Raw genomic sequence first — 26754 nt, forward strand, 5'->3', positions numbered from 1 at the left:
GTCGTGTCGCAATGATCGAAACCATCCCCCGATACGTAGGAGCCGACCCTATCGTGGACCTCCTCCTGGAGGATCTGCCCATTGTTGATGGCAAATGGTCACCGCCCCGGCACGAAGGTCTGTACCTCCCCCTGGACTGGGCCCGCGTCGAGGCGTTGGCCAGTGTTTCTCGCACCTGGGCGCTCTGAAAAGACCCACGCCCGCAATCTGTTCCCTGTAAATCACCATCTCGAAGAAGAGGTAAAGCAATGAAAATAGGAATCCTGACAGCACTGTTCGACGCCAAGCCGCTGGACGAAGTGGCAAGTTATGTAGCTGATCTCGGCTACGAAGCGGTCGAACTCACCACCTGGGCAGGCTCTGGCCATTTCGATCTCGAGCAGGCCATCTCAGACCCGCAATACAGCCGAAATTTGAAGAAGATGTTGAACTCGCGAGGGCTTTCCATCTCGGCTCTCTCGGACCACCTGTCAGCACAGCAGGTGCTCCCGCCCAAGGACGCCAGTTTCGATGACTGGTCGCCGACAACCGACAAGCAGGAGATGTTCGAATACGGGAAGCAGCACCTGCTGAACACCGCACGAGCAGCATCAGACCTTGAAATCCCGGTGGTCAACGGCTTCTTCGGCTCGACCGTCTGGGGCTCCTGGTACACCTGGCCTCCGAAGCACCTGGAGCTTTACAACGAAGGCTGGGACCTCTTTGTGGAGCGCTGGAATCCCATCCTGGATGAATTTGCCAAACTCGGCGTGAAGTTCGCGCACGAGGTCCACCCGACCGAAATCGCTTACAACATCACCACAGCACAGACTGCTGTGGAAAAGCTTGGTCGTGACGACTGGGGTTTCAATTTTGATCCCAGCCACTTCATCTGGCAGCAGATCGACCCTGTCGTCTTCATTAAGACCTTCGGCAACCGGATCCTCCACGTCCACGCCAAGGACTTTGAAGTGCAGGAAGACGAAATCCGACGCGACGGGGTGCTCTCCACCGGATCATGGCGGAACATGCACCGGGCAGCACGGTACCGCGTGGTCGGATGGGGCCAGGTGCCGTGGAAGAGGGTCATCACTGCGTTGCTGGAGGTGGGATACGACTATGTCATGTCCTATGAGCACGAGGACCCGGTAATGAGCGAACGCGACGGTGCCGAAAAGGCCATTGACTACCTGCGCCCCCTGATCGTGAAAGAGCCGATGGATCCCGAAGCCCACCACTTCTGGCTCGTCTAAGACAAGTAAAAGGGAAGATTACGATGACACAGGATTTGCCAGCCTTCTTCACCCAGGGGCTGATGAAAGATGATCACCGGGAAGTCCCGGCCATCGGCGTCGGCATGCTCGGCTATTCGTTCATGGGCAGGGCACATACGAATGCCTTGAAGAAGATCACGTATACCTACTGGCCGCCGCCGATGCAGCCGGAATTGGTCGGAATCGCAGGCCGCACCCAAAGCGCCGTCGATGAGGCAGCCCGTCGATACGGTTATGCCAAGTCAACGACCGATTGGCGCGAGCTGGTCGAAGACCCAGCGATCGGGCTATTCGATAACACCGGGCCGAATGACCAGCACAAGGAACCAACCATCGCCGCGGCCAGGGCCGGCAAGCACGTTATATGTGAGAAGCCCCTCGGTCGAACTGCCGATGAAGCATACGAGATCTGGACCGAAGTCGCGAAGACTGGCGTTAAGGCGATGACCGCCTTCAACTACAGATTCTTTCCAGCAATCCGCCTGATCAAGGAGATGCTTGACGACGGGACACTGGGTGAAGTCCGCCATTTCCGGGCCAGGTACCACCAGGAGTGGCTCGTTGACCCGAAGAGCCCTACCTCATGGAGGCTGGACAAGAGCATCGCAGGTTCAGGAGCGCTCGGGGACCTCGGTGCCCACATCATCGACCTTTCCCGGTATCTCGTTGGTGAGCCCGTAAGCGTGTCAGCAAACATGAAGACGTTTGTAGAGGACCGTCCGGGCGGGCACGTGGACGTGGATGACGCGTTCGACGCCATCATCACCTTTGACACCGGCGCGCTCGGCACCCTGGAGGCAACCCGGGTTGCCCCGGGCCGTAAAAATCACATGCGCTTCGAGATCAGTACAACGAAAGGCACGGTGATCTTCGACCAGGAACGGATGAACGAGATCGAACTGCACCTGGCCGACTCGACACCAGGCCCGAAAGCACAAGGCTTCCGTACAGTTCTCGTTTCCGAAAGTTACCACCCGTACTGGGAACACTGGTGGCCGCACGGCCACATGATCGGGTGGGAGGACAGCTTCGTCCACGAGCTCGGCCACCTGCTGCAAGCCATTGCCGATGACAGCGAGATCGGGCCCCATGGCGCGACCCTCGAGGACGGTTACCGCTGCGCCGAGGTGACCGATGCCATCGAACGATCAGCAACAACCGGTGCACGACAAGAGATTGTTTATCGAGAGGCATCAGTGCCTGGTGTTGGAACTGCCGGAGAGAACAACCGCCCAAGGTACGCTGATCCGCAGCCAACCGCTTGAATGAAACCGAACTGCTGCCTCAGCTGACGTAAAAGGAGATCGGTGCGGGTGCACCCGCACCGATCTCCTTTGCGCGTTCCGTGAAAGACCTAGGACTGCGGCATCAGCAGCGTTTAGGGCCTTTTGCGCCATTGCTACGAAATTTGAGCGCCTTAGGGTCCTGCCCATTGGCAGAGCTGGAAAGGCGGAGGATGTCCCGGGACGTTCTCATTATCATCAGCCGGTGAAAGGGGATGGGACATGTCGAACCGCGCTGCCGAATCGGGGGAGTCAGCCGTACTCTAAGAAGCACACCTTATCCCGCACCGGAATCTAATGGTCATCTCCGCCCGGTTTCCGCTTGAAGCGGATCCAATCTAGGTGGTAAACGGGGGGACCATAGACGTTGCGGGGCACCCCGCTCAGCCCCTATAGCCCATTCGGTGTGAATTCCGTGACTCATGACTTGGCCGGGGGAGCACCCGGAAGAGGGGCCTCAGGCCTGGACTTCAAGGAAAAGTGCTTACGGCGCTAGATACGGGCTGCGAGACGCGAAATGCCCCGGCAACCTCAACCCTAAGAGCTATTTGGGTCGGCACTCAACTTATGCCCGCGTTACCGATAACCGCCGTCCACTTATGAATCAGGAACCAAAACGATGCGCGGGCAAGCCTTTAACACCGAGGCCCTCAATAGCGAAAACGGCGCCTCGCATCGGGCCGTCGTCGGGCAACCCAGGCAGGGGCGGCCGGCCCATGCTCGTCACGTACAGAATGTCGAGATTGGGACCACCAAACATGACACTGGTGACCTTCTTGACCGGCATGGCGACCGTGCGGTCCAGCGATCCGTCCGGTGCGTAGCGGTTGAGTTTGCCTCCGAATACATGCGCTTCCCACAGATAGCCTTCCGCGTCGACCGTCATGCCGTCCGCGACTCCACCGTCTGATTTGTCCATGCCGACAAAGCTCCTACGGTTCGATACAGCTCCAGATTCCGGGTCGTAGTCGTAGGCCCAAATGTCGTTGCCCCATGAGTCGGTGAAATAAAAGGTCTTTTCGTCAGGGCTCCAGCAAGGTCCGTTTGAGCAGACGATCCCCGAGTCCAGGGTGGTGAGGGTGAGGTCAGGGTCAAGGCTATACAGCTTTCCGGTGCCATCCTTTTCGTTAGTGTCCATTGACCCGACGACAAACCGGCCTCGGGAATCAACCTTGCCGTCGTTGAAGCGGTTGGACGGAATATCGGACTCGGGGGAGTGGAGCAGCTCAAGCCGGTCATGTTTAAAGTCGAAACTATACAGTCCATGCTGAAGAGCCACGATTGCGCTCTGCCCGTCTGCACGGAGCGCCATGGACCCAATCTTTTCGCGGACATCCCATGCCTTGATTTGCTGACCGTCCGCCGTAGATCGGAAAATACGGCCGTCGGCGGAGTCAACGAAATAGAGCATCTGCTGCTCCGCGTCCCAGAGCGGGCCTTCTCCGAGGCTTGTTTTCAGGTCTGCAATGGCACGGATGCGCACTGGTCTCCTCTTAGCTGCTAGTAGTCACTTAGTCCTACAAATGGGGATCAAAAACGAACTTCATCCCGTCTCCCTCACGGGTGGCTTTAAAAATGCGTTCCCAGTCACCTAGGCCGGCGACTTCGGTTACGAGGGGCCCTAGGGAAACTTTTCCGCTCGTGACCAGTGCGATGGCTCGGTGCCAGGCAGGGGTCGGAGAAGCCAGGCCAGATGTGATGGTCAATTCCTTCATCAACACTTTGTCCAGTGGGACAGTCACGGGCTTTCCGAATACTCCCACCTGAACGTAGGCCCCGCGGGGTCCCACGTTTTCAAGGCACAGAGCAGCACCTGCAGGGTGGCCGGAGCATTCGATAACGACGTCGGCGGGGCGTGTCCCTGGCCTATAGCTTTCGTCGGTAGCAGTGGCCAAGCCGAGGGAGTTGGCGATCTGCAGCCGTTGGGCGTCCCGGGCGGTACCGACGACGGTTACATGGGCTCCCGATGACTGTGCGATCTGAGCCGCGAGAATCCCCATCGTGCCGGGCCCCGTGACAAGAACGGAATCGCCGGGGTTGATGATGGGCGGATCCAACAGGCAGTTCGCCACGGAACCCAGGGGTTCCAGCAGTGCCGCATGGTGCAAATCCATCCCGTCCGGAAGACGGTGCAGGTTTCGGACCGGGACGAGCACTTCTGAAGCAAAGCCCCCGTTGACATGGCTGCCGATGGAGACCCGCTCTGGACATAGATTGCGGTGCCCGGACAGGCAGGATGGGCAGTGCCCGCATGTGGAAAAGAAACTCTCAAGGGCGACAGGGGAATCCCGCCAGGCTTCGTCCACGCCTGGACCAAGGTGGCGGACAATCCCGGCAACTTCGTGCCCAAGCACGACGGGAGGATTAGTAGGCCACTCTCCGTCCATGATGTGCAGGTCAGTACCGCAGAGCCCAGCACCATAGACCTCAACAACAACCTGATCTGGTCCCGGAGTGGGCCGTTCGACCTCCGTCAGGAACATAGCGCCCCTGCCCGGGCTGAGCTTCACGATGGCAGACATACTGGGCATAAGGGAACCTCCACGGCTTTGGGGCGGCAGTAAATCAGGCGGACTTCGAACTCCAGCAAGAATAGCCGATAACGCTTACAACTGTAAATATATGAAATCACTTTCAGATAGCAATACTCAAGGGAGAGCTAGTCCACGCCAGCTCCAGCCCTCTTATAACTATCTTGAGCGGATTCAATATATTGACAAGATATCCGCCTCCCTGCCAGACTTCCTAAGGTGAACGACATCGAGGTCGGATGGAAACAGGAGCATGCGGCAGGCGGGCACGTGGCTGTGCCTCGCGCGTCGGCTTGGGACTTTGCGTCCTGCCCGACGGACGTCGTTCGCTGCCGCAGGCCTCGCAGAGGCACTTGGCCGCAACAGCCCGGTGAGCGTGCCAGCCGGGGTGAGGCAACTTCTAGCTGCAGGGTCCTCGGTAAGTTCACGCTAACGAGGGCACCTCTGCAAACTTCCGTCCGTGCAACCGACTCTTCCGTGAAATATCCCGTATCCGCCGCACCTTGTTGATTGCGGAGTCCTGGAGGGCGTGGGCTTGCGCAAGATCCGTCGGCGCTCAGCAGTCCGGCAAGTAAACATGAAGTGAGGAAGAATGACCATTTCCAGCGAATTGACACCCCTTGAGGCCTACAGGCGGATGGCGCTTATTCGCGCATTCGAAGAACGTGTACTGGCGTTGTCGCTTGACGGCCACGTAGCAGGCTCAGTGCACCTGTGCCTCGGCCAGGAGGCCATTCCCGTTGGAGCCTTGGCGGCACTCGGGCCGGCCGACCGCGTTCTTGCTACCTATAGAGGACATGGGTGGGCGATCGCTCGCGGCAGCAGCCCTACCGGGGTTCTCGCCGAAATCGCACAGCGGGAAGGCGGGGTTAATGGGGGCCGTGCCGGTTCTCCGCTGCTCAGCGACCCGGCAGTAGGTTTCCTTGGAGAAAATTCCATTGTGGGCGCCGGATCCCCCATTGCCTCTGGTGTCGCCCTTGCCGCCAAAACTCAAGGCTCCGACCGGGTCGTTGTCACCACCTTCGGTGACGGTGCCATGAACCAAGGCGCAACCACCGAAGGCATGATCTTCGCGGCAGCGAATAATCTTCCCGTTATCTTTATCTGCGAAAACAACGGCTGGGCCGAGATGACACCGCAGGACAGAACAACCCGCGGCCCCGATCTCGCCATGCGGGGAGAAGGCCTGGGGATCGAAAGTCACGTCGTAGACGGTGGCGACCCGTTCGCTGTTCGCGACGCAGTCGCAGCAGCAGCAGAAACCTGCAGGCGCGGCGAGGGCCCAGTACTGCTCGAGTGCAAGACCGTCAGGTTGAGCGGACACTACAACCGGGACATCGAACACTACCGCCCTAAGGCCGACAAGCAGAACGCCATCGACACCGAGCCGCTCACCCGCCTCCGTTCCAGCGGCGCGCTGAACGGGGACGCGGTCGCAGCCATTGACGCCGAAATCGCAGCCGAAATCGAAAAAATTGTGCAAAGCGTCCTGGCCATGCCAACTCCAAACCCGTCGACTGCGCAGGATCACCTCTACGGGCCTGCCGTAGAACTTGATACCAATGCCAAGCACACCCAGTCTAAAGAGCTCACATACCAGCGAGCGGTCAACCAGGCACTCGCGGATGAACTGGACAGCAGGCCGGACCTTCTGGTCTACGGCGAGGATGTCGGGTTTGCAGGCGGCATCTTCGGCGTCTCCCGCGGTCTTCAGAAAAAGTATGGCGAAGAGCGCGTCTTCGACACCCCCATCTCCGAGTCCGCAATTCTCGGTTCTGCCGTCGGGGCCGGCATGGAGGGAGTACGGACGGTTACGGAAATCATGTGGGCTGATTTCGTATTCGTTGCTCTGGACCAGATCATCAACCAGGCTTCAAACGTCAGGTACATCAACCGGTCAGCCATCCATGCCCCCTTGACCATTCGGATGCAGCAGGGCGTCACGCCGGGATCGTGTGCCCAGCACTCCCAGAGCATAGAGGCGATCCTGGCCCACATTCCGGGTATCAAGGTAGGTCTGCCGGCGACACCGCAGGATGCCTACGACATGACACGAGCGGCCATTGCAGACCCAGACCCAACCATCCTCCTCGAGAACCGTGCGCTGTATCAGGTTTCCGCTCCGGTGAACTTTGGTGCGGTAGTTGAACGTGCGGAGGGCGCCCGTCACCACCGCGATGGCAAGGATCTCACTATCATCACGTGGGGCAGCACACTTTCCCTTGCCTTGGAAGCCGCAGAGGAATTGGAACGAGACGGGATTTCCGCCGGAGTTCTCGACCTTCGATGGTTGCGGCCATTGGACCTGGATGCCATTGCCCGCGCAGTCAGTGCTTCTGCTGGACGCATCCTTGTCGTCCATGAGGCGCACACCAGTGGGGGGTTCGGCGCTGAAGTCGCCGCAAGGATTACAGAACTGCACTTCGAGAAACTCACCGCACCAGTCCAGCGGGTGGGTACCCCTGATGTGCGCATGCCATCGGCGCCTGCACTTCAGGATGCGCTGCTGCCGACCACCGGCAGGATTGTCGCGGCAGCCCAGGCGTTGGTGAGTAGCGCGCCTACTGGCCACGCCATCGGAGTGTAAAGGCGGTGGAGTTCCTCGTTGAAGTATCTTTCACAACTCCAGTTGGAATGGATCCTGGCGTTCTTGAGGAGCTCAAAACGGCAGAAGCACGGCGGGCCGGGCAGCTCGCTGCCTCCGGGCATCTGCGTCGGTTGTGGCGCCCCCAAGTGCCGGGATGGCGGAACATCGGTCTGTGGGAGGCCGAAGACGTGACCAAACTCCAGACGCTGTTGGACTCCCTGCCGCTAAGGGAATTTATGTCAATAACAATTCGACCGCTGGATCCCCATCCATCTGACCCACCGCTGATGCTGGGCAAGGTTTAACTACCATGCTCGTTGACGGGTTCTTTTACTGCTAGAAGGTCTGGCCCCATCCGCCTGGGCGGGGCCAGACCGCCTGCTCATCATCGAAGCCGCATGCCCAGCTGCCCGCCACTCCTTTTGCGGCCCGTCCCGCAAGATTCCGAGATGTTACCAGTTCGTCGCCCTGAAAGGGCTTTGAGAAACGACGTGAAAAGCCTGTATCCACGACAGCAGCAGCACCATCACGCTGCGTCCAATCCTAAGTGAGCAGACGTGGTTGGAACGATGCCAGTGAAATGCAACTGTCCACCTGAGGAGAGTCGCCCGCCGAAGGCCCTTCCCCGGCATGTCGACGATTGGACCGGTTTGACGGGATCCAGGGTCGAGATTCGGAAAGACGGGCAGGTTCACTCTGCCGGCATTGTTGATGCCGTCACTTCTGACGGCATGATTCTCTGGCTTCAACCCCCATCCGACCAAAGGCGGCTCTACGAGAAATCCGCCTCGTACGAAGTCTGGGTGCACGTCGCACCTGGGTAAGGCCCAATCAAGGCACCCCTCATTCCGCGCTAGTTACCGGAACGGAGCCACGATTGGCCAACTGTTTCGAGATGGAGGGGGCATGAACGGTGAAAAATATAACGCGATCTTCCTGATCAACAGCTGTTTGGGCCTTTATGAAACCGCCAGCTGGCCTCCCGTCCTCCCCAAAGCGGCAAAATTGCGTGCACCACCAAGCAGATCGTTTCGAAGTTACCGTCAATCGTCCTGAGGAATCGAGCCGGCTATTAGACAAAGGCTCACCCAAATGATCCCCGCATTGGCATGAATGCAAGACCACAGAAGTAAGGTTCACAATGGAGTCTGCCGATATAACTTTCCGCACTCGAAAGTGGGTGCGCCCAGAAGACCTGAATGCGAACGGAACCCTGTTCGGTGGAAGTCTTCTCAAGTGGATTGATGAGGAAGCGGCGATCTATGCCATTCTCCAGCTTGGCAATGGCCGGGCGGTGACCAAGTACATCTCGGAGATCAACTTTGTCAGCTCCGCCGCGCAAGGGGACCTCATCGAGATGGGTCTGGCGGCAACCAAATTTGGCCGGACTTCACTGACTATGCGAGCGGAAGTCCGCAACATGATCACCCGACGAAGCATCCTCACCATCGAAGAGATCGTGTTTGTAAACCTGGACGTCGAGGGCAAGCCTGAGCCCCACGGCTACGCAGAAATCACATACGACAGGGACAGGATCCCCGCTCACCACCCCGCAGGATGGCGACCCGAGTAGAAGGTAGCTGCGCAGAGTTACCACGCTAACCATAGGTGCCCCAGGAAACTTAGCCTCTCAGCGGACTCTCATTGACGTCCCCTATTTCTACGTCCCAACCCGGCAGCACCCGAAAATTCCCGATGACCAGCTCAAAGTTGAGCTGAACGCTCATCCATATACAGGAGGTAAATCTTGTTTCCACTGATAGTCGCCACGGCTGGCGGATCAGCTGACGTCCCGCCGGCAAGTGGTCCGGCGCAATTGATCACGGTCGCCCTTATCGCAGTCGTACTTATTATCGCCCTCATCTCGTGGCTCAAAGTACATCCTTTTCTTGCCCTGACTGGCACAGCCATCTGCGCCGGGATCGCCGCTGGCATGGCACCGGGTAAGTCAGTCGATAGCTTCACAAATGGTTTCGGGGCAACTATGGCGGGCGTCGGCGTTCTCATCGCTATAGGCGCTATTTTTGGTAAGCTCTTGGCCGATTCTGGCGGTGCGGACGCGATCGTTGACGCTCTCTTGCATCGGGCAGGGTTTCGGTCGCTGCCTTGGATTATGGCGGTAATTGGCGCCGTAGTGGGCCTGCCAATGTTTTTTGAAGTCGGTCTGGTCCTTCTCATGCCGATCATTCTTCTGGTGGCACGCCGTAGTGGCGTGCATCTGCTGAAGGTTGCTCTGCCGGCGATAGCAGGCCTCTCGGCGATGCATGGGCTTGTCCCTCCGCATCCTGGTCCGCTTGTGGCCATCTCCACGCTCAACGCCAACATCGGCCTAAGTCTGGCCATCGGGGCAGCATTGGCGGTGCCCCTCGTGGTGCTCGCCGGCCCTGTGCTCAGCTTTGCTGCCGCACGATGGATGCCGCACGTTCGAGTTCCCGAAATGTTCACAGGAGAAGGCCGTGGCGGCGTTCTCCAAACGAACAGTAATGATGACTCATCCAGGCCTCCGGCTGGTTCCCACGGTGGCCATTCTGTGGGCTTGGAACTGCAGGAGCAAACACAGCTCTCGACGGCCGTTGTCCGAAAGCGGCCGTCCGCTCTCGTGACAACAATAGGAATTCTGCTCCCCATCGTTTGCATGCTTGTTCGCGCCGTGAACGAATCGTTGAATCCAAATGCCACCGATTCGTTCTCAACTTTGATTCACTTCATAGGAACTCCAACTATTGCTCTGGGTTTGGCTTTGATCTACGCAATGATTTTCTTCGTCCGCGCGAGCAACATGCGGCAAAGTGACGTAGGAAGGTCCGCAAGCGATGCGCTGCTTTCTGTAGCCGGCATCTTACTCATTGTCGGTGCTGGTGGAGGCCTAAAACAGATCCTCATTGATGCCGGAATTGGAAGTCTGTTGGCGAAGGCTGCCTTGGGCAGCGGTATCTCCATCGTATTACTCTCATGGTTGGTCGCAGCTCTGGTCCGCGTTGCCACAGGGTCAGCAACCGTCGCAACGGTAACCGCCTCCGGAATTTTGGCTCCTTTGGCTGTCGGCCTTTCATCACCGGAATTATCCCTCTTGGTCATTGCAATCGGTGCTGGCTCACTCTTCTTGTCCCATGTGAACGATCCTGGTTTTTGGATGGTGAAGGAGTTCTTAGGTCTCACGGTCAGCCAGACATTCAAGACGTGGACTCTCATGGTAACCCTGCTATCTTTTGCGGGCCTTGCCGGAGCATTGCTTATCGAAGCATTTATTTAGAGTTAGCAACTTTCACACTCCCTTAGTTGTTGTGAGCAACGAGAAGACAAGAAGTCATGGCATTTGAAAGGTTGGGCAATATGACGCGCCAGACCGCGCATTCGGATCCGGTCGTCCTTGAGATGCGGTCCATCACCAAGGAGTTCCCGGGCGTTAAAGCCTTGTCGAACGTGAGCCTCCGGGTCAGGGCCGGCGAAATCCACGCCATCTGCGGCGAGAACGGCGCCGGGAAGTCCACCCTAATGAAGGTCCTCTCCGGGGTGTACCCATACGGCAGCTACGACGGGGACATCGTCTATCAAGGGCAGGTGCAACAGTTCCGGGATATCCGGGCCAGCGAGCACGCGGGCATCGTGATCATCCACCAGGAACTGGCGCTGATTCCGGAACTGTCCATCATGGAGAACATCTTCCTGGGCAACGAACCCACCAAACGCGGAGTCATCGACTGGGCCGAGGCGCGGCTGCGGTCCCTGGACCTGCTGGCGCGGGTGGGCCTGCGGGATGACCCCAACACCCCCATCAAGGAAATCGGCGTCGGCAAGCAGCAACTGGTGGAAATCGCCAAGGCGCTGAACAAGTCGGTCAAGATCCTCATCCTCGACGAGCCCACTGCGGCGCTGAACGAGTCCGACTCCCAGCACCTGCTGGACCTGATGCTGGGCCTGAAGGCCAAGGGCATCACCTCGATCATCATTTCGCACAAGCTCAACGAGATCGAGCAAATTGCCGATTCGATCACCATCATCCGCGACGGCAAAACGATCGAGACCCTGGACGTCAAGAAGGACGGCGTGGACGAGGACCGGATCATCAAGGGCATGGTGGGCCGGACACTGGAATCCCGATTCCCGGACCACACACCCAAGATCGGCGAGGTGTTCTTCGAGGTCAAGGACTGGACTGTTGGCCACCCCACCGTGCAGGACCGCCTGGTCTGCAAGAACTCCAGCTTCTTCGTCCGCCGCGGCGAGGTCGTGGGCTTCGCAGGGCTCATGGGCGCCGGCCGCACCGAGCTGGCCCGCTCGGTCTTCGGCCGCTCCTACGGCCGCTTCATCGATGGTCACATATATAAGGACGGCAAGGAGGTCGTCCTCAAAAACGTCCGCCAGGCCATCGACGCCGGACTGGGATACGTCACCGAGGACCGCAAGACCCTCGGCCTAAACCTCTTGGACGACATCAAGACCACCACCGTGTCAGCGAATCTCGAGAAGATCAGCCGCAACTCGGTGGTGGATCCGAACCAGGAGTTCACGGTGGCGGAGCAGTACCGCAAGTCGCTGCGTACCAAGACGCCGTCCGTGGAGGAGGGCGTGGCCAAGCTGTCCGGCGGCAACCAGCAGAAGGTGGTCCTGGCCAAGTGGATGTTCACCGACCCGGACCTGCTGATCCTGGATGAGCCCACGCGCGGCATTGACGTCGGGGCAAAGTACGAGATTTACGGCATCATCCAGCAGCTGGCCAACCAGGGGAAGGGGGTCATCGTGATTTCCTCCGAGCTGCCTGAGCTCTTGGGCTTGTCCGACCGCATCTACACCATCTTCGAAGGCACCGTCACAGGTGTCCTGAACAAAGACGAGGCCAGTCAAGAGAACTTGATGAAGCTGATGACCTCCGCCCGCAAAGCCGAAGCCGCCTGACCCTCTGAATCATCCCAGAACCTTCCGGACACAAGGACTGACACCATGAACGCCCTCAAGAAGCTGTTTGGCGGAAACACCCGCCAATTCGGCATGATCTTTGCCCTGGTGGCCTTGATCGTCTTCTTCCAGATCTTCACCGACGGCCGGACCCTGACGCCCGGCAACGTCATCAACCTCTTCAACGGCAACTCCTACATCCTGATCCTTGCCATCGGCATGGTCCTGGTGATCATCGCCGGCCACATCGACCTTTCCGTCGGCTCGGTTGCGGCGTTCGTGGGTGTCACGGTTGCCCTGGCCATCCGGGACTGGGGCATCCCCTGGTGGGCGGGCGTGCTGCTCGGCCTCGTACTCGGCGCCGCCATCGGTGCCTGGCAAGGCTGGTGGACCGCCTATGTGGGGATCCCAGCCTTCATCGTCACACTGGCCGGCATGCTCCTGTTCCGCGGATTCAACCAGTTCGTCGGCAAGTCCAACACCATCCCCGTCCCCAACGACTTCCAGTACCTCGGCTCCGGCTACCTTCCGGAAGTCGGGCCCAACACCGGGTTCAACAACCTCACCCTGCTCCTCGGCATCGCCGCCGCGGCGTTCGTGGTCTGGGGAGAACTGCGCTCCAGGTCCCGCGCCAAGGCCTTGGGCGCCGAGGTCCCCGAAATGTGGGTCACGGCCCTGAAGCTGGTCCTGGTCTGCGGCGCCATCCTCTACGCCACATACCTGTTCGCCACCGGCCGGCCCGGGACCTCGTTCCCCATCCCCGGCCTCATCCTGGCTGTCCTGGTACTGATCTACGGCTTCATCTCCTCCCGCACCATCCTGGGACGGCACGTCTACGCGGTCGGTGGGAACCGGCACGCAGCCGAGCTCTCCGGCGTCCAGTCCAAGAAGGTCAACTTCCTGGTCATGATGAACATGTCCATCCTGGCCGGCCTGGCCGGCATGATCTTCGTGGGACGCTCCACCGCGTCCGGCCCCTTCGACGGCGTCGGCTGGGAGCTGGACGCCATCGCCGCAGTCTTCATCGGCGGCGCGGCAGTCACCGGCGGTGTGGGCACCGTGGTCGGCTCCATCATCGGCGGCCTGGTCATGGCAGTGCTCAACAACGGCCTGCAGCTCCTGGGCGTAGGCGCCGACCTCACCCAGATCATCAAGGGCCTGGTACTGCTGATCGCCGTCGCCTTCGACGTCTACAACAAGAGCCAGGGCAAAAAGTCGATCATCGGCCTCCTGACCCGGAACATGAACGGCCCCACTTCCGGGCCCAGCAATCCGTTCCAGCCCGACGAAACCACCTCCACCAAGGAAGCAATCGCCAGGGAAGCCTGAGCTTGCAGCCTGAATACCGTTCCATCACACAAAGAAAGAGAACCAACAATGCGAATGATTGGCAAAGCAGGAAAGGCCGCAGCGGTAGCTGCCATCGCGGCACTGGCGCTGACAGGCTGCGGCCGTGCCGAGACGGGAACTTCCAGTGGGGCAACCGCCGAATCCATTCCCAAAGATTCAGTGATCGGAGTCGCTCTCCCTCAGAAAGCAAGTGAGGTCTTCGTTCGGGCAGAGGGCCTATTCCGAAAAGGGCTCACGGATGCGGGATTCAAGCCGGATATTCAATTCGCCAACGGCGGTGCATCGGAGCAGCAGAACCAGATCAGTGCCATGGTCACCAAAGGCGCCAAAGTCATCATCGTCGCGGCAAACGACGGCTCGCAGCTTGGCACGCAGCTCAAGCAGGCCAAAGACGCTGGCGTTACAATCATCGCGTACGAACGACTGCTGCTGAACACCGATAACGTGGACTACTACGCGGCCTACGACAACTTCAAGGTCGGCGTCCTCCAGGGCCAGGCCCTGCTGGAGGGCCTCAAGGCCAAGAAGCCTTCCGGACCGTACAACATCGAACTGTTCGCCGGATCCCCGGATGACGCCAACTCCAAGGTCTTCTTCGACGGCGCCATGAGTGTCCTGAAGCCGAAGATCGACGACGGCACCCTGAAGGTTGTGTCCGGCCAGACCAGCTTCGAGCAGGCCGTAACCCAGGGCTGGAAGGGTGAAAACGCACAGAACCGAATGGACACCCTTCTCAGCGGCAGCTATGCCAGCGCATCTTTGGACGGCGTTCTGGCCCCTAACGACAATCTCGCTCGGGCAATCCTGACCTCGATCAAGGCCGCCGGCAAACCTACCCCTGTCGTCACTGGGCAGGACTCCGAGGCGGAGTCGGTCAAGTCCATCATGTCCGGCGAGCAGTACTCCACCATCAACAAGGACACGAGCAAACTGGTTGAGCGCGCGATCACAATGGTCAAGGACCTGCAGGCCGGCAAGAAGCCCGAAATTAACGACGACAAGTCATACAACAACGGAGTGAAAACTGTCCCTGCATACCTGCTGGACCCGGTCCTCGTGACAGCCGCAAACGTCAAGACTGCCTACGAGGGCGATCCAGTATTGGGGCCGCTCACCAAGTAACGTGCTCCTGGAGTGTCTGAGCTGTGGGGTCTGGCCGGCCACAATTGACTCATACATTGAACTGCTCCCCGTGTAGCTCTTGATCCAAAAGACGCCAACACGGGGGGCAGTTCCATCTCGGAAAGCCATTCGACAACGAAGGCGACCGACACCACAACCAAAAACTCCACGGCGCCGCCGCAGGCATCATCGCCCATCTCGGTATAACCATCAAACAGCTCGCTGTTTGATGGGTTCCGTAGCGAGCCTCGCCACCGCAAGTACTTCTACTCGTCTTACTCGAACGCCGATAATTAATCTTTCGTCAAGCTAACGGCCGAGGCTGGGGAAGGGGCCTGCCTCCTACGGCCGGGGCCGTGAGGCCTGTAAAAATGGGTGCCATGGACAACTCAGAGGCGAGACCGGGTATTGGACATGGACAAGGCTCCGTCCTGGAGGTTCGCGTGGCCCTCGTCGACAGCGTGCCTGAGATTTGGCGTCGATTCGAGCTCCGGGGCTACCTGACCCTAAGCCAGGTACACCAGGTCCTGCAGGCAGCATTTGGCTGGGAGGACGCGCACCTGCACAGGTTTGTAACAAGCGACCCGTTCGCGCCGCTGCGGCCGGTCGACGGTGAATTTCCGGAAGTCCCGCAGTGGCTTCCAAGGCAGCAGTGTGAAGAACCGGGCGACAGGCCTGAGGAAGATTGCTCCCTGGATCAGTTGCTTGCGCTGGGTTCTGCCGAGGCGTTTTACGAGTACGACTTTGGTGACAGCTGGCTTCACCGGCTTGAGCTGGTATCCCGCCGGCCGGCGGACAAAGATAGTCCGCCGGCCCGGTTGATTGACGGCGCGCGGCGCGGCCCGCTGGAAGACTCCGGCGGTTTTCCCGGGTACGAAGAGATCATGGACGCGCTGGCCGACCCGACGCATCCCGACCACGTTGAGCACTCGGCCTGGGTCGCCGACATAACCGGCTCCGTTGCGCCTCTTGACCCTGCATTCCTCGACATTCCCGCCGTGAACCGGGCGCTGGCTGAGCAGTTCCGACGGACGCAGTCTGGGGAAAAATCCCGTAAGTGACGGGCAGGAAATAGCCCCTTTTCGGGGCGCTCCCCGCCTGTTTTAAGGAGCCGATAAGATAGGTTCTGTAAAGCTGCGGGAGTAGGGGAATAGCCTAATATGCTCTGGGGACCGAGCTGCCCCACCCAAATTTGGTTGCGTTCATAAACGCCTTAGCGCTTGAGGGCCTGCTAAACGCGGGGTTGGTTATTGCAAACCACAGCGAATGCACAATACGACGCCCGTTGAGCATGCAGATGCGAAAGTCATGTAGAAGGGAGACACTCCCGGAGGTACATGTCAGGAGGACGCTCCGGAGGGTGCTGCGGCGTCTGACCCGCCAACCACCTGCCGAGCAAGGCGGTGAGGCTCAGGCAGTGTCCGGGTGCTTTAGCATGCTGAGATGAGTGGAAGTAAGTCGAGAGCGGCGCGGCGCAGTCAGCGATCCGAATCAAAAGGAGTTGGCATACCGAGGACAATCAACCTCTATGGCTCGCCAGACATCGTTCACTTCTTTATTCCCTTGCCGGAGCCAATCAAAGTTCTTGACGTCACTGAACTGCCTGTCAGCTACGTTTGGAACCCAATTGCTGATGACGGGCCCTGTTTCCTTCTGCCATCCAAAGGAAACGTCCATTACGCATCTCGGCAGACCATGATCTTCCACCAAGACGAAGTGTCTATGGACATGGGTCCGTTCGAAGCGGCGATGAAGATTGCAACCATGGCTTTGAAACTGTCAGGGTCGCGTTTTGGGAAATTGCCCGCAGAGGAAAATCCTGGGCTTCCGCTGGCCCATACCACCGTCGAAGTAATATGTATTCTAGAGCCCAGCCAGGCTGACCCCATGGAGTACGCTCTCGAACGAGCCTTGGAAGTGGTCAGAGACTTCCAGACGTATTACCACCTGTTCACGAAGACTCCGGTACGCAGGCTGACAAGGAAGCTTCTCCCACCGGTTATACCAGTCATACGCCGGTCGTACCCGGCGCTCGATACGTGGGAACCCGAATTACTCCATGTGAACAACGGAGGGACGGCCTTGCGGGCGGCCGCCACCCCGACGCTGTCTCCAGAGCAGCTACAGAATCTGTTGAAGCACAACCGGGCGTCAAGGGCAGATGTTTTTAATGCTTTCCTGCTGATGCGCCAGGAAGCTATGCTCTCCTTCGCTACGGGCAGCAATGCGGCGGCGAGCCTGTTCGTCGCGATTGCGGCGGAAACGCTACTGACTGAGCTGTTCCTTCTACTGTCTTGGGAAGAAGTTGCGGATCTTCAAAAGACCGCTGACATCCTGGGGGAACGTGACAACATATCCAAGCGTCTCCTCAACGAACTGGCTTCCAGACTCAAGGGCGACTGGGACCGGAACGGTAACGGTCCGCTCGGCGAATGGCAACGCCAGATAGCGAATTTGCGTAACGATGTGGCGCACGCAGGGAAGGTCCCGTCCGAGCCTGAAGTCGACGCGGCTATGAATGCACTCACGGCACTTGAGGCATACGTGGGAGATCGGCTGGCCGAAGTCTTCAGAAGTTACCCGCAGGTGGCGGAGATTTATCTGGGGAACGACGGCTTCGCCAGAAGGAACAAGCTCAAGTCATGGCAAAAGTTCTCACCACAAGTACAGTTTCCGGCGCATGCCAGTGAGCTCTTCACCAGATGGAAGGCCGAAGTAAAGCGTTTTCGTTCAGGTCCACATGAGGGCAACTTGGAGGTCAGCAAGGCCGTCGTTGTTATGTTTGGGAATGGAGCAGAACGGTGGTACCTGGTCGATGACGAGAAGGAATTGTCTTGCCCTATCCCAGCACCTCGGCTGTCCCCCTTCTCACGCGAGAACCTCGTCAAGCTTTATAGCGACGGAGGATTCGATGTGCTGAGTATGGAATTCGACGACCTCAAACCTTCATTTCCGAAGGATCCCGAGTGGGTGCCGAGTTATGCCGTACTGCCGCTAGCGAGTATCCACCGCTGGGAACAATGCCTGTGGGTCCCCCCGACTCGTCATCCGTAGATTTCCGTCGGTATACGGAGGCCCTTTTCGGACCTCTTCCAAAGGGCATTTTGAACCCGATAATTGATCTTCTGTAGGGCTGGGGGAGTGGCGAGGTTAGAGCGTATTTTCAGGAACGGTACATGGGGTGTCACCACATGGTCGGCTCGTGTCGCCCGGCAGCACTCTGAAAATCGTGGATCGCATCCACGTGGACACCATGCAAAAACGTCCGTCCGCACCTTCATTTTTCTCCGTATGCTCTCATGGGAAGTGAGCAATCATAAGGCCGGGACCCGAGGCGCGTACGCATGAAACTTGACACTATCCAGTATGGTCAAAGGTAGAAGAAGCTGCCTTCCTCCCAGCACAGGATCCGATTCTGCAGCACTCGAGGACCGGAACTGCAGACCGACCCGCGGCGCTGAATTTGCCTGGCGATAGACACCCGAACCCTCAACTTGCAAGTGACACGGAAGTCGCGGGAATATCGGGCATAGCTCAAGAAGGACCCCTGCCTGCCGCAGGGGACTCCTCCTTGCGAAGGCGAGAAAACACTGGCCGATGATCTGCGTGCACAGTTGAATTTGGAGCGACTGCTAATGTAGAAATAGACACCAACGTCCCCTGTTACGCGTAACCAGAACCTGTTGACACGACCCGCCATCATGATTCGTATAGGCAGTCTGATCGCCAGCCTTCAGACCCTGTGATCATCACCGTTGAATTGGTAACGGCATACGGGGCATACTGCCTCAACAACCTTCGAACCTCTGCAGCAGCAGGGGTTCTTTTCTTTTAAGCACCGAAAGGAGTCAACCTTTTCACCCTAAATCAGCCTCAAAATCATGACCCCTCAAAGGACCGTCTCCTGGACGGTCCTTTTTTGCGCTTATCCCAAAATTCCGGGCGCCGCAGACGCCCCTCAGACACTGGAGGTTAACCATGAAGTCACACCCATATGCACGCTTCATCAACTGGACCGCGGCGACCTACATCGAGGAGCGGCGGCCGGGCACCGGGCAGTCCCAGGCGGTATTCACTTGGCTGAGAGCCTATGGCATTACAGCCGCAAGGGTCGATGCGTTCCTACGGCTTGGCGGCCAGGACGCCGCGACAATGGCCAACGCGCTGGTCATGGACATTCTGGAGCTCAGCAACTCAAAGGTCCGCCAAACGCTGAAGGACGAATATCTGCTCGATGCGCTGCTTCACACGTGGAGCTCCCTGGCAGATGTCTACGGCAGGGCGGCTACCCCGGCCGCCCAAGAAGTGGCCAGACTACTACTTCTGGACGAAGGCGGCCACGCGCTCATCATGGCCCAGGGCGTGGGATACCCCGGAGAAGAGACATTGCTGAGGAGGTACTGGTTGGAGACCGACCTCCTGGACCTTTCCCAGATTCACAAAGGCACAGCGGGTTTCAAAGATGTCGGCAGGCTCCTTGAGGACATCAAGCGGCAGAGGAAGGAGCTTCCACAGCGGCCAACTCCTGCGCAGGCCCCGCAACAGCAGCAATCTGTACGACCGACTTCAGCGCACAGGAAGACGCCAACCTCTTCGGCATACCAGCGCCCGGGCACCTGCACGCCTGACCAGGATTCTGATCGACTCCCGCCTCTGCCTACCAGCGGTCGGCACTGGCGTCACCCCTCTGCAGACCTGAACGATGGACTGTACGGAAACTGGCGCGATCATTGGGACAACACGTTGCCCGAACGGTAAAGCATCCTACTCCGACCCCGCCGCTCACTTCGCGGCGGGGGAACGGCGCCTCCCTACCGTCCGTTCACGCGTTGACACCGCCCCTGACATTTGTCAGGCGATGTCGGCGGAAGGCCTGGAATTGGCGAAACTCCGGCCAAATAGCGCTTGGCCGAAGTTCCATGAACAACCCTGCAGGGTAAACCTTGGGGTTGTCTGGGATCGCATAGGAGGGGAGGGGCCTACTTCAACGCTGCGTGGCGGAGGTACTGATAGACCGTTTCCCTGCTGATTCCGTAATCGCGGGCCAGGACGACTTTAGGGATACCGCTGCCGGCGCGTTGAACCAGTTCTGCTGCACGCTCTGGTGTCAGCGTCTTTTTCCGTCCTTTGTAAGCGCCGCGCTGTTTGGCCAGGGCGATGCCCTCGCGCTGGCGTTCCCTGATCAGTGAGCGTTCGAATTCGGCGAAGGCACCCATGACGGAGAGCATGAGGTTAGCCATGGGGGAGTCCTCACCGGTGAAGACGAGCTGCTCCTTGAGGAACTTCACCCGCACCCCGCGCCGGGTGAGCCCTTGGACCAGGGCGCGCAGGTCATCGAGGTTGCGGGCGAGCCGGTCCATGCTGTGCACGACCACGGTGTCCCCGTCACGGACGAACCGCAGCAACTCTGTCAGCTGCGGCCGCGCGGTGTCCCGGCCCGAGGCCTTGTCAGTGAAAACCCGGTCCAGGATCTGGTCCTCGAGCTGACGCAGCTCATTCTGGTCCACGGTGCTCACCCGCACGTAGCCGATCCGCTGCCCATTCACGGCGGCCTCCAATCCTGACTGTGAGAACGAGTGTCAGCCTCTTTGAGGAGGAGGTCAAGATATCCGCAGACAGGGTATGGCCGAAACCGTCAAGGAATCCCGGGACTGTTCCCTGGAGGCGCTGAAATCCGCCAGCGCCCCGGAAGCCCGCAGCGTTGTCACCGAACTAGAGGAGGCCGAGGCCCTCGACGAAGGGCTGACGCCCGGCGGGGAAACCCTCTCAGAGGAACTCATCGTCCAGGTCGTCCCGCAGGGCGCGGACGAGTTCACCTGCTCATCCTGCTCACCGCAGCTTTACATACGTCCGCTATCAGCCAGGCAATGCCTCACAGCCTTCCGCAGTGACGGACTCCCCGCTTACGCTTCATCGGTGAAACACATGGGCTAATCAGCGACCGTCACAGATTCGAATCCCAGGCCACCTGAGTGCCATTTTATGGCACTGGCCACGCCGTCGGCGGTCCGGTGCAGGGACGCAGCGATGCTGGAGGAGAGGCCCGACAGGGCGTTCTTCTGTCGCGTGACAATGGCGTGGATCTCGGACCAGGTTACCCATGCAACGCAGAACGGAATCGAGGCAAGCAAAGCCTCATAGTCTTCGGCAGTCATTCCGGCGCGGGCGCACAACGACTCAAGGCCTATGGCAACGCCCGCGTCGATCTCGTGGCGGCCACTGCCGGCGAGCCTGATGGGTGGGGGAGTGGTCAGAACCAACAGGAGCAAGGGCGCGCGGTTCTTGTTGTGCGCGTGTAGGCAGAGCAACTCCCGAGGAAGCTGTTCGACATTGAACGTCGCTCCTTTCCTAAAGCCTTTGGCCTCCACTAAAAGTTGGACCGAGGGAGTGGTCACCCACACGTCCGGCTGGACATCGATTTTGAGGGCAGGCAGCAGAAGACTGCCAGGCAGCACGTCGAGGTCAGCATGCTCAGCCTCGTCAGCTGCCGCTAGTCGGGTTTCGTCTGCGCCATGGGCACACCGCAGGATCTCGCCGAGGAACAAGTCTCGCGGGAGGTTGGACAGGCCCTGAAAAACCTCTGCGGTCAGCGGGTTTTCCATGCCGCGACCGCCGTTGCGGTAACGCTTGACGTTGCTGCCTTCCCACGACACCTCGTCCAGTAGCCGGCTGATAACCGAGGGCTTGTGATCAGGTTCCATACCCACACGGTAATGCCCACCATCAACATCGTCGGCTTGCTTGCGGAGCTGACATATCGAAAGTCGCCCTCAATGCGGGAGAGAGGCTGCCTGTTATAAGCGGTCAACGGGCTACATGGTGATCGCACTCAAGACCGGAAAATATAAACCGGAGTAGCCTGGCAAGGGCCGGACTCGCAGGACCCCGACTCGCCCTTGGACATCAATCACGCGTTCAGACAATCCTGGTGACGATTTCCTGGTATTGGGCGCAAGGACCAGCAATCTCAGGCGATTGGATCACTCGCCAGATCTGAATGCAGCACAGAAAATACATGTCCATATCGCCTACATACTTTTTGAATTAGATCGCTCACCCAACCGGGAGCGTCTGGGGCAACGTGAACAGCCTGAATCAACCGCTTGAGATCGACAGGTATGGGAATCACCGGCGGCTCCGGCCCAAGGGGGATGGTGGTGTTTTCCTCAGTAGGGTGCGGCATGCTTCGCCCTGTCATCATGATGAGACGAACCTCGCGCTCGTGGCTGAAACTCAATCGCTTGTGCATGAAACGATCGAAGAAGTTGCCCTCCGGGATAAAGGTTGTCCTGTAATCGACGTAGTTGACGCGACCTCCGAAAATACTCCTATCAGAGCCGATACTCGCTATCAGGTTCGCCCATGTTGTCTTAACGGCGACTCCCCGGCCCTCACGCTGGTAAATGTCCCACATGGCCGCCGATTCAACGGGCGACTCATGCCAGCAATTAATGTGAGTCGATCTAAGCCCTGATTCGCGCATGCCCACATACTGACGGTTCATATCCTCAAACAACTCACCGTAGAGCTGCGGGCGCAGCTCCACGTTTGCTTGGCTAAAGGAGCCTTCCCACCTGTCGCTCATCTGGTCTGCGCGAGCAAAATAGATAGCTTCGTCTTCAAGTAAAGAGAGGAACCGGGCAAGATCCATGTAACGCCAGAGCACATCATCGTCGCCCGGCTTGTTCGTGAAGCTGGGGTGAAATTCAGAAACAAACACGTCCTGCAGCCTATCCGCTTGTCAGCTCGGCTGGATGCTGGGTGAAGCCTTGCGGCGAAGGCTAATAGCCCCAGCATGGCATTGGGAACCTTTCCTGACGCCAAGGACTCGCGGTGCTCCGAAGGAAATGACAACTTTTCAGAGAGCGGGAAAAGGCCCCGAAATGATGCATCGGATGCAACACTCAGCCTTCAGGTTGACGTAACGTCGGTTATCGGTTCCGGCCGGTGTCCGGCCGACTCCGATCCTGGGCCAACTTAGGACCTTCCTTCCCGCCGTAGCATCCGGACACACAGCGCAACGCAGGCACCCCCACACGTAACCTGATTAAATGCCTCGTTTCGCACTGGACATCGAGTCCGTCCCCCGCCCCGCCCGTTCCCAGGAACTCCTGGACGCAGTGAACCACCGGGTGGTCATTGCCGACGGCGCCATGGGCACCATGCTGCAGGGCCGGGACCTGCAGCTCGACACGGACTTCCAAAACCTCGAGGGCTGCAACGAGATCCTCAACGACACGCGCCCGGACGTCATCGCGGATATCCACGACGCCTACTTCGCCACCGGCATCGACGCCGTGGAAACCAACACCTTCGGCGCCAACTGGTCCAACCTCTCCGACTACGGCATTGATGGCCGCATCGAAGAGCTCGCCCGCAAAGGCGCCAGCATCGCCCGCGAACGCGCCGAAGCGGCAGAAGAAACAGACGGCCGCATGCGCTGGGTCCTCGGCTCGATGGGCCCCGGCACCAAGCTCCCCAGCCTGGGCCACACCAGCTACGACTACCTCAAGCAGACCTTCGCCCTTCAGGCCGAGGGCCTCATCGACGGCGGTGCGGACGCGTTCCTCATCGAAACCAGCCAGGACCTCCTGCAGACCAAGGCCGCCGTCAACGGCTGCAAGCAGGCCATCGTGAACCGCGGCGTCCGGCTCCCCATCTTCGTTGAGGTGACGGTCGAAACCACCGGAACCATGCTCATGGGCTCCGAAATCGGCGCCGCCCTCACCGCCCTCGAACCGCTCGGCGTCGACGCCATCGGCCTGAACTGCGCCACCGGCCCTGACGAGATGAGCGAGCACCTCCGCCACCTCTCCAAGCAGTCCTCCGTGGCCATCGCCTGCATGCCCAACGCCGGCCTGCCCATCCTCGGCGCCAACGGCGCGCACTACCCGCTCACCCCCACCGAACTCGCCACCGCGCACGAACAATTCGTCCGCGAATTCGGCCTCGGTCTGGTGGGCGGCTGCTGCGGTACGACGCCGGAGCACATGGCCGCCGTCGTCGAACGCCTTGCTCCCTTCCGCACCAAAGCCGTGGACGCCAAGGCAAGCAACGCACCGGCGCGAATCCCCACCGAGCGCGAGGCCGGCGTCGCCTCCCTCTACCAGCACGTGAACTTCGACCAGGAATCCGCCTACCTGGCCATCGGCGAACGCACCAATGCCAACGGCTCCAAGGCTTTCCGCCAGGCCATGCTCGAGGAACGCTGGGACGACTGCGTGGACATCGCCCGCGAGCAGATCCGCGTCGGCGCCCACCTCCTGGACGTCTGCGTGGACTACGTGGGCCGCGACGGCGTCGCGGACATCAAAGAGGTCGTCTCCCGCTTCGCCTCCGCCTCCACCCTCCCGCTGGTCATCGACTCCACCGAACCCCCGGTGCTGCAGGCAGGCCTGGAACTCATCGGCGGCCGCCCGGTGGTCAACTCCGTCAACTACGAGGACGGCGACGGCCCCAACAGCCGCTTCGCCCGCATCATGCCGCTGGTGAAGGAACACGGCACCGCCGTCATCGCCCTGACCATCAACGAAGAGGGCCAGGCCCGCACCACCGAGGGCAAGGTGGCCATCGCCTCCCGCCTGGTGGACGCCCTGGTGGGCGAATGGGGCATGCGGGTGGAGGACATCATCGTCGACTGCCTCACCTTCCCGGTCGCCACCGGCCAGGAGGAAACCCGCCGCGACGGCATCGAAACCATCGAGGCCATCCGCCAGATCACCGCCAAGTACCCCGGCATCAACACCACGCTCGGCGTCTCCAACGTCTCCTTCGGCCTCAACCCGGCCGCCCGCATGGTCCTGAACTCCGTGTTCCTGCACGAGGCCGTCCAGGCCGGCCTGACCAGCGGCATCATCGACGCCGCCAAGATCGTCCCGCTCGCCTCCCTCCCGGAAGAGCAGCGCAAAGTGGCGCTGGACCTCGTCTACGACCGCCGCGAGTACGACGCCGACGGCAACACCACCTACGACCCCCTCGCCAGCATGCTGGACCTCTTCGCCGGCGTCGACACCGCAGCGCTCAAGGACCAGCGCGCCGCCGAACTCGCCGCGCTGCCCACGGGCGCCCGCCTGGAACGGCGCATCATCGACGGCGAAGGCAAGGGCCTGGAAGAGGACCTGGACCTGGCCCGCAGCGAAGGGATGACCCCGCTCGGCATCATTAACGACCACCTGCTTGAGGGCATGAAGGTGGTGGGCGAACGCTTCGGCGCCGGCGAAATGCAGCTGCCGTTTGTGCTGCAGTCCGCCGAGGTCATGAAGAACGCCGTGGCGCTCCTCGAACCGCACATGGAAAAGGCCGACTCCTCCGGCAAGGGCACCATGGTGATCGCCACCGTCCGCGGCGACGTGCACGACATTGGCAAGAACCTGGTGGACATCATCCTCACCAACAACGGCTACAAGGTAGTCAACATCGGCATCAAGCAGGGCATCGCCGAGATCATCGCCGCCGCGGAGGAACACGACGCCGACGTGATCGGCATGTCCGGGCTGCTGGTGAAATCCACCGTGGTGATGAAGGAAAACCTCGCCGAACTGCAGACCCGCGGCCTGGCCAAGAGGTGGCCGGTCATCCTGGGCGGCGCCGCCCTCACCCGCGCCTACGTGGAGCAGGACCTGGCCGAACAGTTCGAGGGCACCGTCAGGTACGCCAAGGACGCCTTCGAGGGCCTTGCCCTCATGGAACCGCTGGTCCGCGTGGCCCGCGGCGAGGACCCGGACTCCGTGGGCCTGCCGCCGCTGAAGAAGCGCATCCACAAGGGCGGCCCGAAGTTCACCATCACCGAGCCCGAGGCCATGCCCGGCCGGTCCGACGTCGCCACCGACAACCCCGTCCCCGCGCCGCCGTTCTGGGGCACCCGGATTGTCCGCGGCGTCTCGCTGCACGACTACTCTGCCTTCCTCGACGAGCGCGCCACCTTCATGGGGCAGTGGGGCCTCAAGCCCGGGCGCGGCGAGGACGGCGCCTCCTACGAGGAACTGGTGGAACGCGAAGGCCGGCCGCGCCTGCGCTACTGGCTGGACCGCATCCTGGGCGAGGGCATGCTGGACGCGTCCGTGGCCTATGGCTACTTCCCCGTGGTCTCCGAAGGCGAACAGGTGGTGGTGCTGCACTACGGCGAGGATCCCGACGGCGTCCTGGGCCAGGCGGGCCTGCTCGCCCCGGACGGTGGTTCAGGCGGTCCGATCGGCACCGACCGCCTGCGCTTCGATTTCCCGCGCCAGCGCCGCGACCGGCACCTGTGCCTGGCCGACTTCGTGAAGTCCCGCGAATCGGGACAGATCGACGTACTGCCCGTGCAGTTGGTCACCGCCGGCTCCAAGATCGAGGAGTTCACGTCCAAGATGTTCGCGGCCAACCAGTACCGCGACTATTACGAGCTCAACGGACTGGTCATGCAGCTGACCGAGGCGCTGGCCGAGTTCTGGCACGCCCGGATCCGCAAGGAGCTCGGCTTTGGGTCCGAGGAGCCGAAGGACACGGCCGGGTATTTCAAGCTCGACTACCGCGGCGCCCGGTTCTCGCTGGGCTACCCCGCCTGCCCGGACATGGAAGACCGCCGCAAGGTCACCGAGCTGCTGAAGCCCGAGCGCATGGGCGTGGTCCTGAGCGACGAGCTCATGCTGCACCCCGAACAGTCCACCGATGCGTTCGTGTTCCACCACCCGGAGGCCAAGTACTTCAAGGTGTGAGCTGGCGCCGGCCCGGCCGTCCGCGCCGGAAGCGGC

19 protein-coding genes and 1 pseudogene are annotated in these 26754 nt (G+C 60.1%); 15 read left to right on the forward strand and 5 right to left on the reverse strand.

Going from position 1 to position 26754, the window contains the following annotated elements:
* The 3 genes and pseudogenes from C563_RS20835 to C563_RS0103645 form a co-directional block, all read left to right on the forward strand.
* A pseudogene (locus C563_RS20835) lies at positions 1 to 188 on the forward strand (enolase C-terminal domain-like protein); the annotation flags it as partial.
* 60 nt (positions 189 to 248) lie between these two features.
* Positions 249 to 1232: a sugar phosphate isomerase/epimerase family protein gene (locus tag C563_RS0103640; protein WP_018760674.1), complete on the forward strand. Its 984-nt coding sequence runs from the start codon at positions 249 to 251 to the stop codon at positions 1230 to 1232.
* Between the two features lie 23 nt (positions 1233 to 1255).
* On the forward strand, positions 1256 to 2518 hold the full coding sequence (locus C563_RS0103645; RefSeq protein WP_018760675.1) for a Gfo/Idh/MocA family protein: 1263 nt from the start codon (positions 1256 to 1258) through the stop codon (positions 2516 to 2518).
* Between the two features lie 622 nt (positions 2519 to 3140).
* On the opposite strand, the gene C563_RS0103650 is transcribed toward C563_RS0103645, so the two are convergent.
* Complete coding sequence (locus tag C563_RS0103650; RefSeq protein ID WP_018760676.1) at positions 3141 to 4019, reverse strand: SMP-30/gluconolactonase/LRE family protein; 879 nt, start codon at positions 4017 to 4019, stop codon at positions 3141 to 3143.
* A 34-nt stretch (positions 4020 to 4053) separates the two neighbouring features.
* A complete protein-coding gene (locus C563_RS22980; protein ID WP_018760677.1) occupies positions 4054 to 5067 on the reverse strand; it encodes an alcohol dehydrogenase catalytic domain-containing protein in 1014 nt (337 codons plus the stop codon).
* Between the two features lie 592 nt (positions 5068 to 5659).
* Here C563_RS22980 and C563_RS0103660 point away from each other — a divergent pair.
* The 10 genes from C563_RS0103660 (at position 5660) to C563_RS0103705 (ending at position 19780) form a co-directional block, all read left to right on the forward strand.
* Positions 5660 to 7654: an alpha-ketoacid dehydrogenase subunit alpha/beta gene (locus tag C563_RS0103660; protein WP_018760678.1), complete on the forward strand. Its 1995-nt coding sequence runs from the start codon at positions 5660 to 5662 to the stop codon at positions 7652 to 7654.
* Positions 7655 to 7659: 5 nt separating this feature from the next.
* The gene (locus tag C563_RS22985; protein WP_081624107.1) at positions 7660 to 7959 is read left to right on the forward strand and encodes a muconolactone Delta-isomerase family protein; all 300 of its coding nucleotides are present in this window, start codon (positions 7660 to 7662) and stop codon (positions 7957 to 7959) included.
* Positions 7960 to 8795: 836 nt separating this feature from the next.
* Positions 8796 to 9227: an acyl-CoA thioesterase gene (locus C563_RS0103665; protein WP_018760679.1), complete on the forward strand. Its 432-nt coding sequence runs from the start codon at positions 8796 to 8798 to the stop codon at positions 9225 to 9227.
* A 174-nt stretch (positions 9228 to 9401) separates the two neighbouring features.
* Positions 9402 to 10907 carry a GntP family permease gene (locus tag C563_RS0103675; RefSeq protein ID WP_018760680.1) on the forward strand — a complete coding sequence of 502 codons (1506 nt, stop codon included), beginning with the start codon at positions 9402 to 9404 and terminating at the stop codon, positions 10905 to 10907.
* Between the two features lie 80 nt (positions 10908 to 10987).
* On the forward strand, positions 10988 to 12550 hold the full coding sequence (gene mmsA, locus C563_RS0103680; RefSeq protein WP_026264343.1) for a multiple monosaccharide ABC transporter ATP-binding protein: 1563 nt from the start codon (positions 10988 to 10990) through the stop codon (positions 12548 to 12550).
* A 45-nt stretch (positions 12551 to 12595) separates the two neighbouring features.
* A complete protein-coding gene (gene mmsB, locus C563_RS0103685) occupies positions 12596 to 13879 on the forward strand; it encodes a multiple monosaccharide ABC transporter permease (protein ID WP_018760682.1) in 1284 nt (427 codons plus the stop codon).
* A 54-nt stretch (positions 13880 to 13933) separates the two neighbouring features.
* Entirely contained in the window at positions 13934 to 15022 is a 1089-nt protein-coding gene (locus tag C563_RS0103690; protein WP_018760683.1) for a substrate-binding domain-containing protein, read from the forward strand.
* Between the two features lie 380 nt (positions 15023 to 15402).
* On the forward strand, positions 15403 to 16083 hold the full coding sequence (locus tag C563_RS0103695; RefSeq protein WP_269208827.1) for a plasmid pRiA4b ORF-3 family protein: 681 nt from the start codon (positions 15403 to 15405) through the stop codon (positions 16081 to 16083).
* Between the two features lie 382 nt (positions 16084 to 16465).
* The gene (locus C563_RS0103700) at positions 16466 to 18076 is read left to right on the forward strand and encodes a hypothetical protein (protein ID WP_155845095.1); all 1611 of its coding nucleotides are present in this window, start codon (positions 16466 to 16468) and stop codon (positions 18074 to 18076) included.
* Between the two features lie 924 nt (positions 18077 to 19000).
* On the forward strand, positions 19001 to 19780 hold the full coding sequence (locus tag C563_RS0103705) for a hypothetical protein (RefSeq protein WP_018760686.1): 780 nt from the start codon (positions 19001 to 19003) through the stop codon (positions 19778 to 19780).
* 221 nt (positions 19781 to 20001) lie between these two features.
* On the opposite strand, the gene C563_RS0103710 is transcribed toward C563_RS0103705, so the two are convergent.
* The gene (locus tag C563_RS0103710) at positions 20002 to 20568 is read right to left on the reverse strand and encodes a recombinase family protein (protein ID WP_018760687.1); all 567 of its coding nucleotides are present in this window, start codon (positions 20566 to 20568) and stop codon (positions 20002 to 20004) included.
* A gap of 76 nt (positions 20569 to 20644) precedes the next feature.
* Here C563_RS0103710 and C563_RS20840 point away from each other — a divergent pair, with 76 nt between their 5' ends.
* Entirely contained in the window at positions 20645 to 20956 is a 312-nt protein-coding gene (locus C563_RS20840; RefSeq protein WP_018760688.1) for a DUF4193 family protein, read from the forward strand.
* Here the strand turns inward: C563_RS20840 and C563_RS0103720 are convergent.
* Positions 20953 to 21723 carry a hypothetical protein gene (locus tag C563_RS0103720; protein WP_018760689.1) on the reverse strand — a complete coding sequence of 257 codons (771 nt, stop codon included), beginning with the start codon at positions 21721 to 21723 and terminating at the stop codon, positions 20953 to 20955. The genes C563_RS20840 and C563_RS0103720 overlap by 4 nt on opposite strands.
* A gap of 266 nt (positions 21724 to 21989) precedes the next feature.
* On the reverse strand, positions 21990 to 22742 hold the full coding sequence (locus C563_RS0103725) for a DUF2971 domain-containing protein (protein ID WP_018760690.1): 753 nt from the start codon (positions 22740 to 22742) through the stop codon (positions 21990 to 21992).
* Between the two features lie 331 nt (positions 22743 to 23073).
* Here C563_RS0103725 and metH point away from each other — a divergent pair, with 331 nt between their 5' ends.
* On the forward strand, positions 23074 to 26718 hold the full coding sequence (metH, locus tag C563_RS0103730) for a methionine synthase (protein ID WP_018760691.1): 3645 nt from the start codon (positions 23074 to 23076) through the stop codon (positions 26716 to 26718).
* The last annotated feature ends 36 nt before the right edge of the window (positions 26719 to 26754 follow it).

This window comes from Arthrobacter sp. 135MFCol5.1 (assembly GCF_000374865.1).
Lineage (GTDB): Bacteria > Actinomycetota > Actinomycetes > Actinomycetales > Micrococcaceae > Arthrobacter.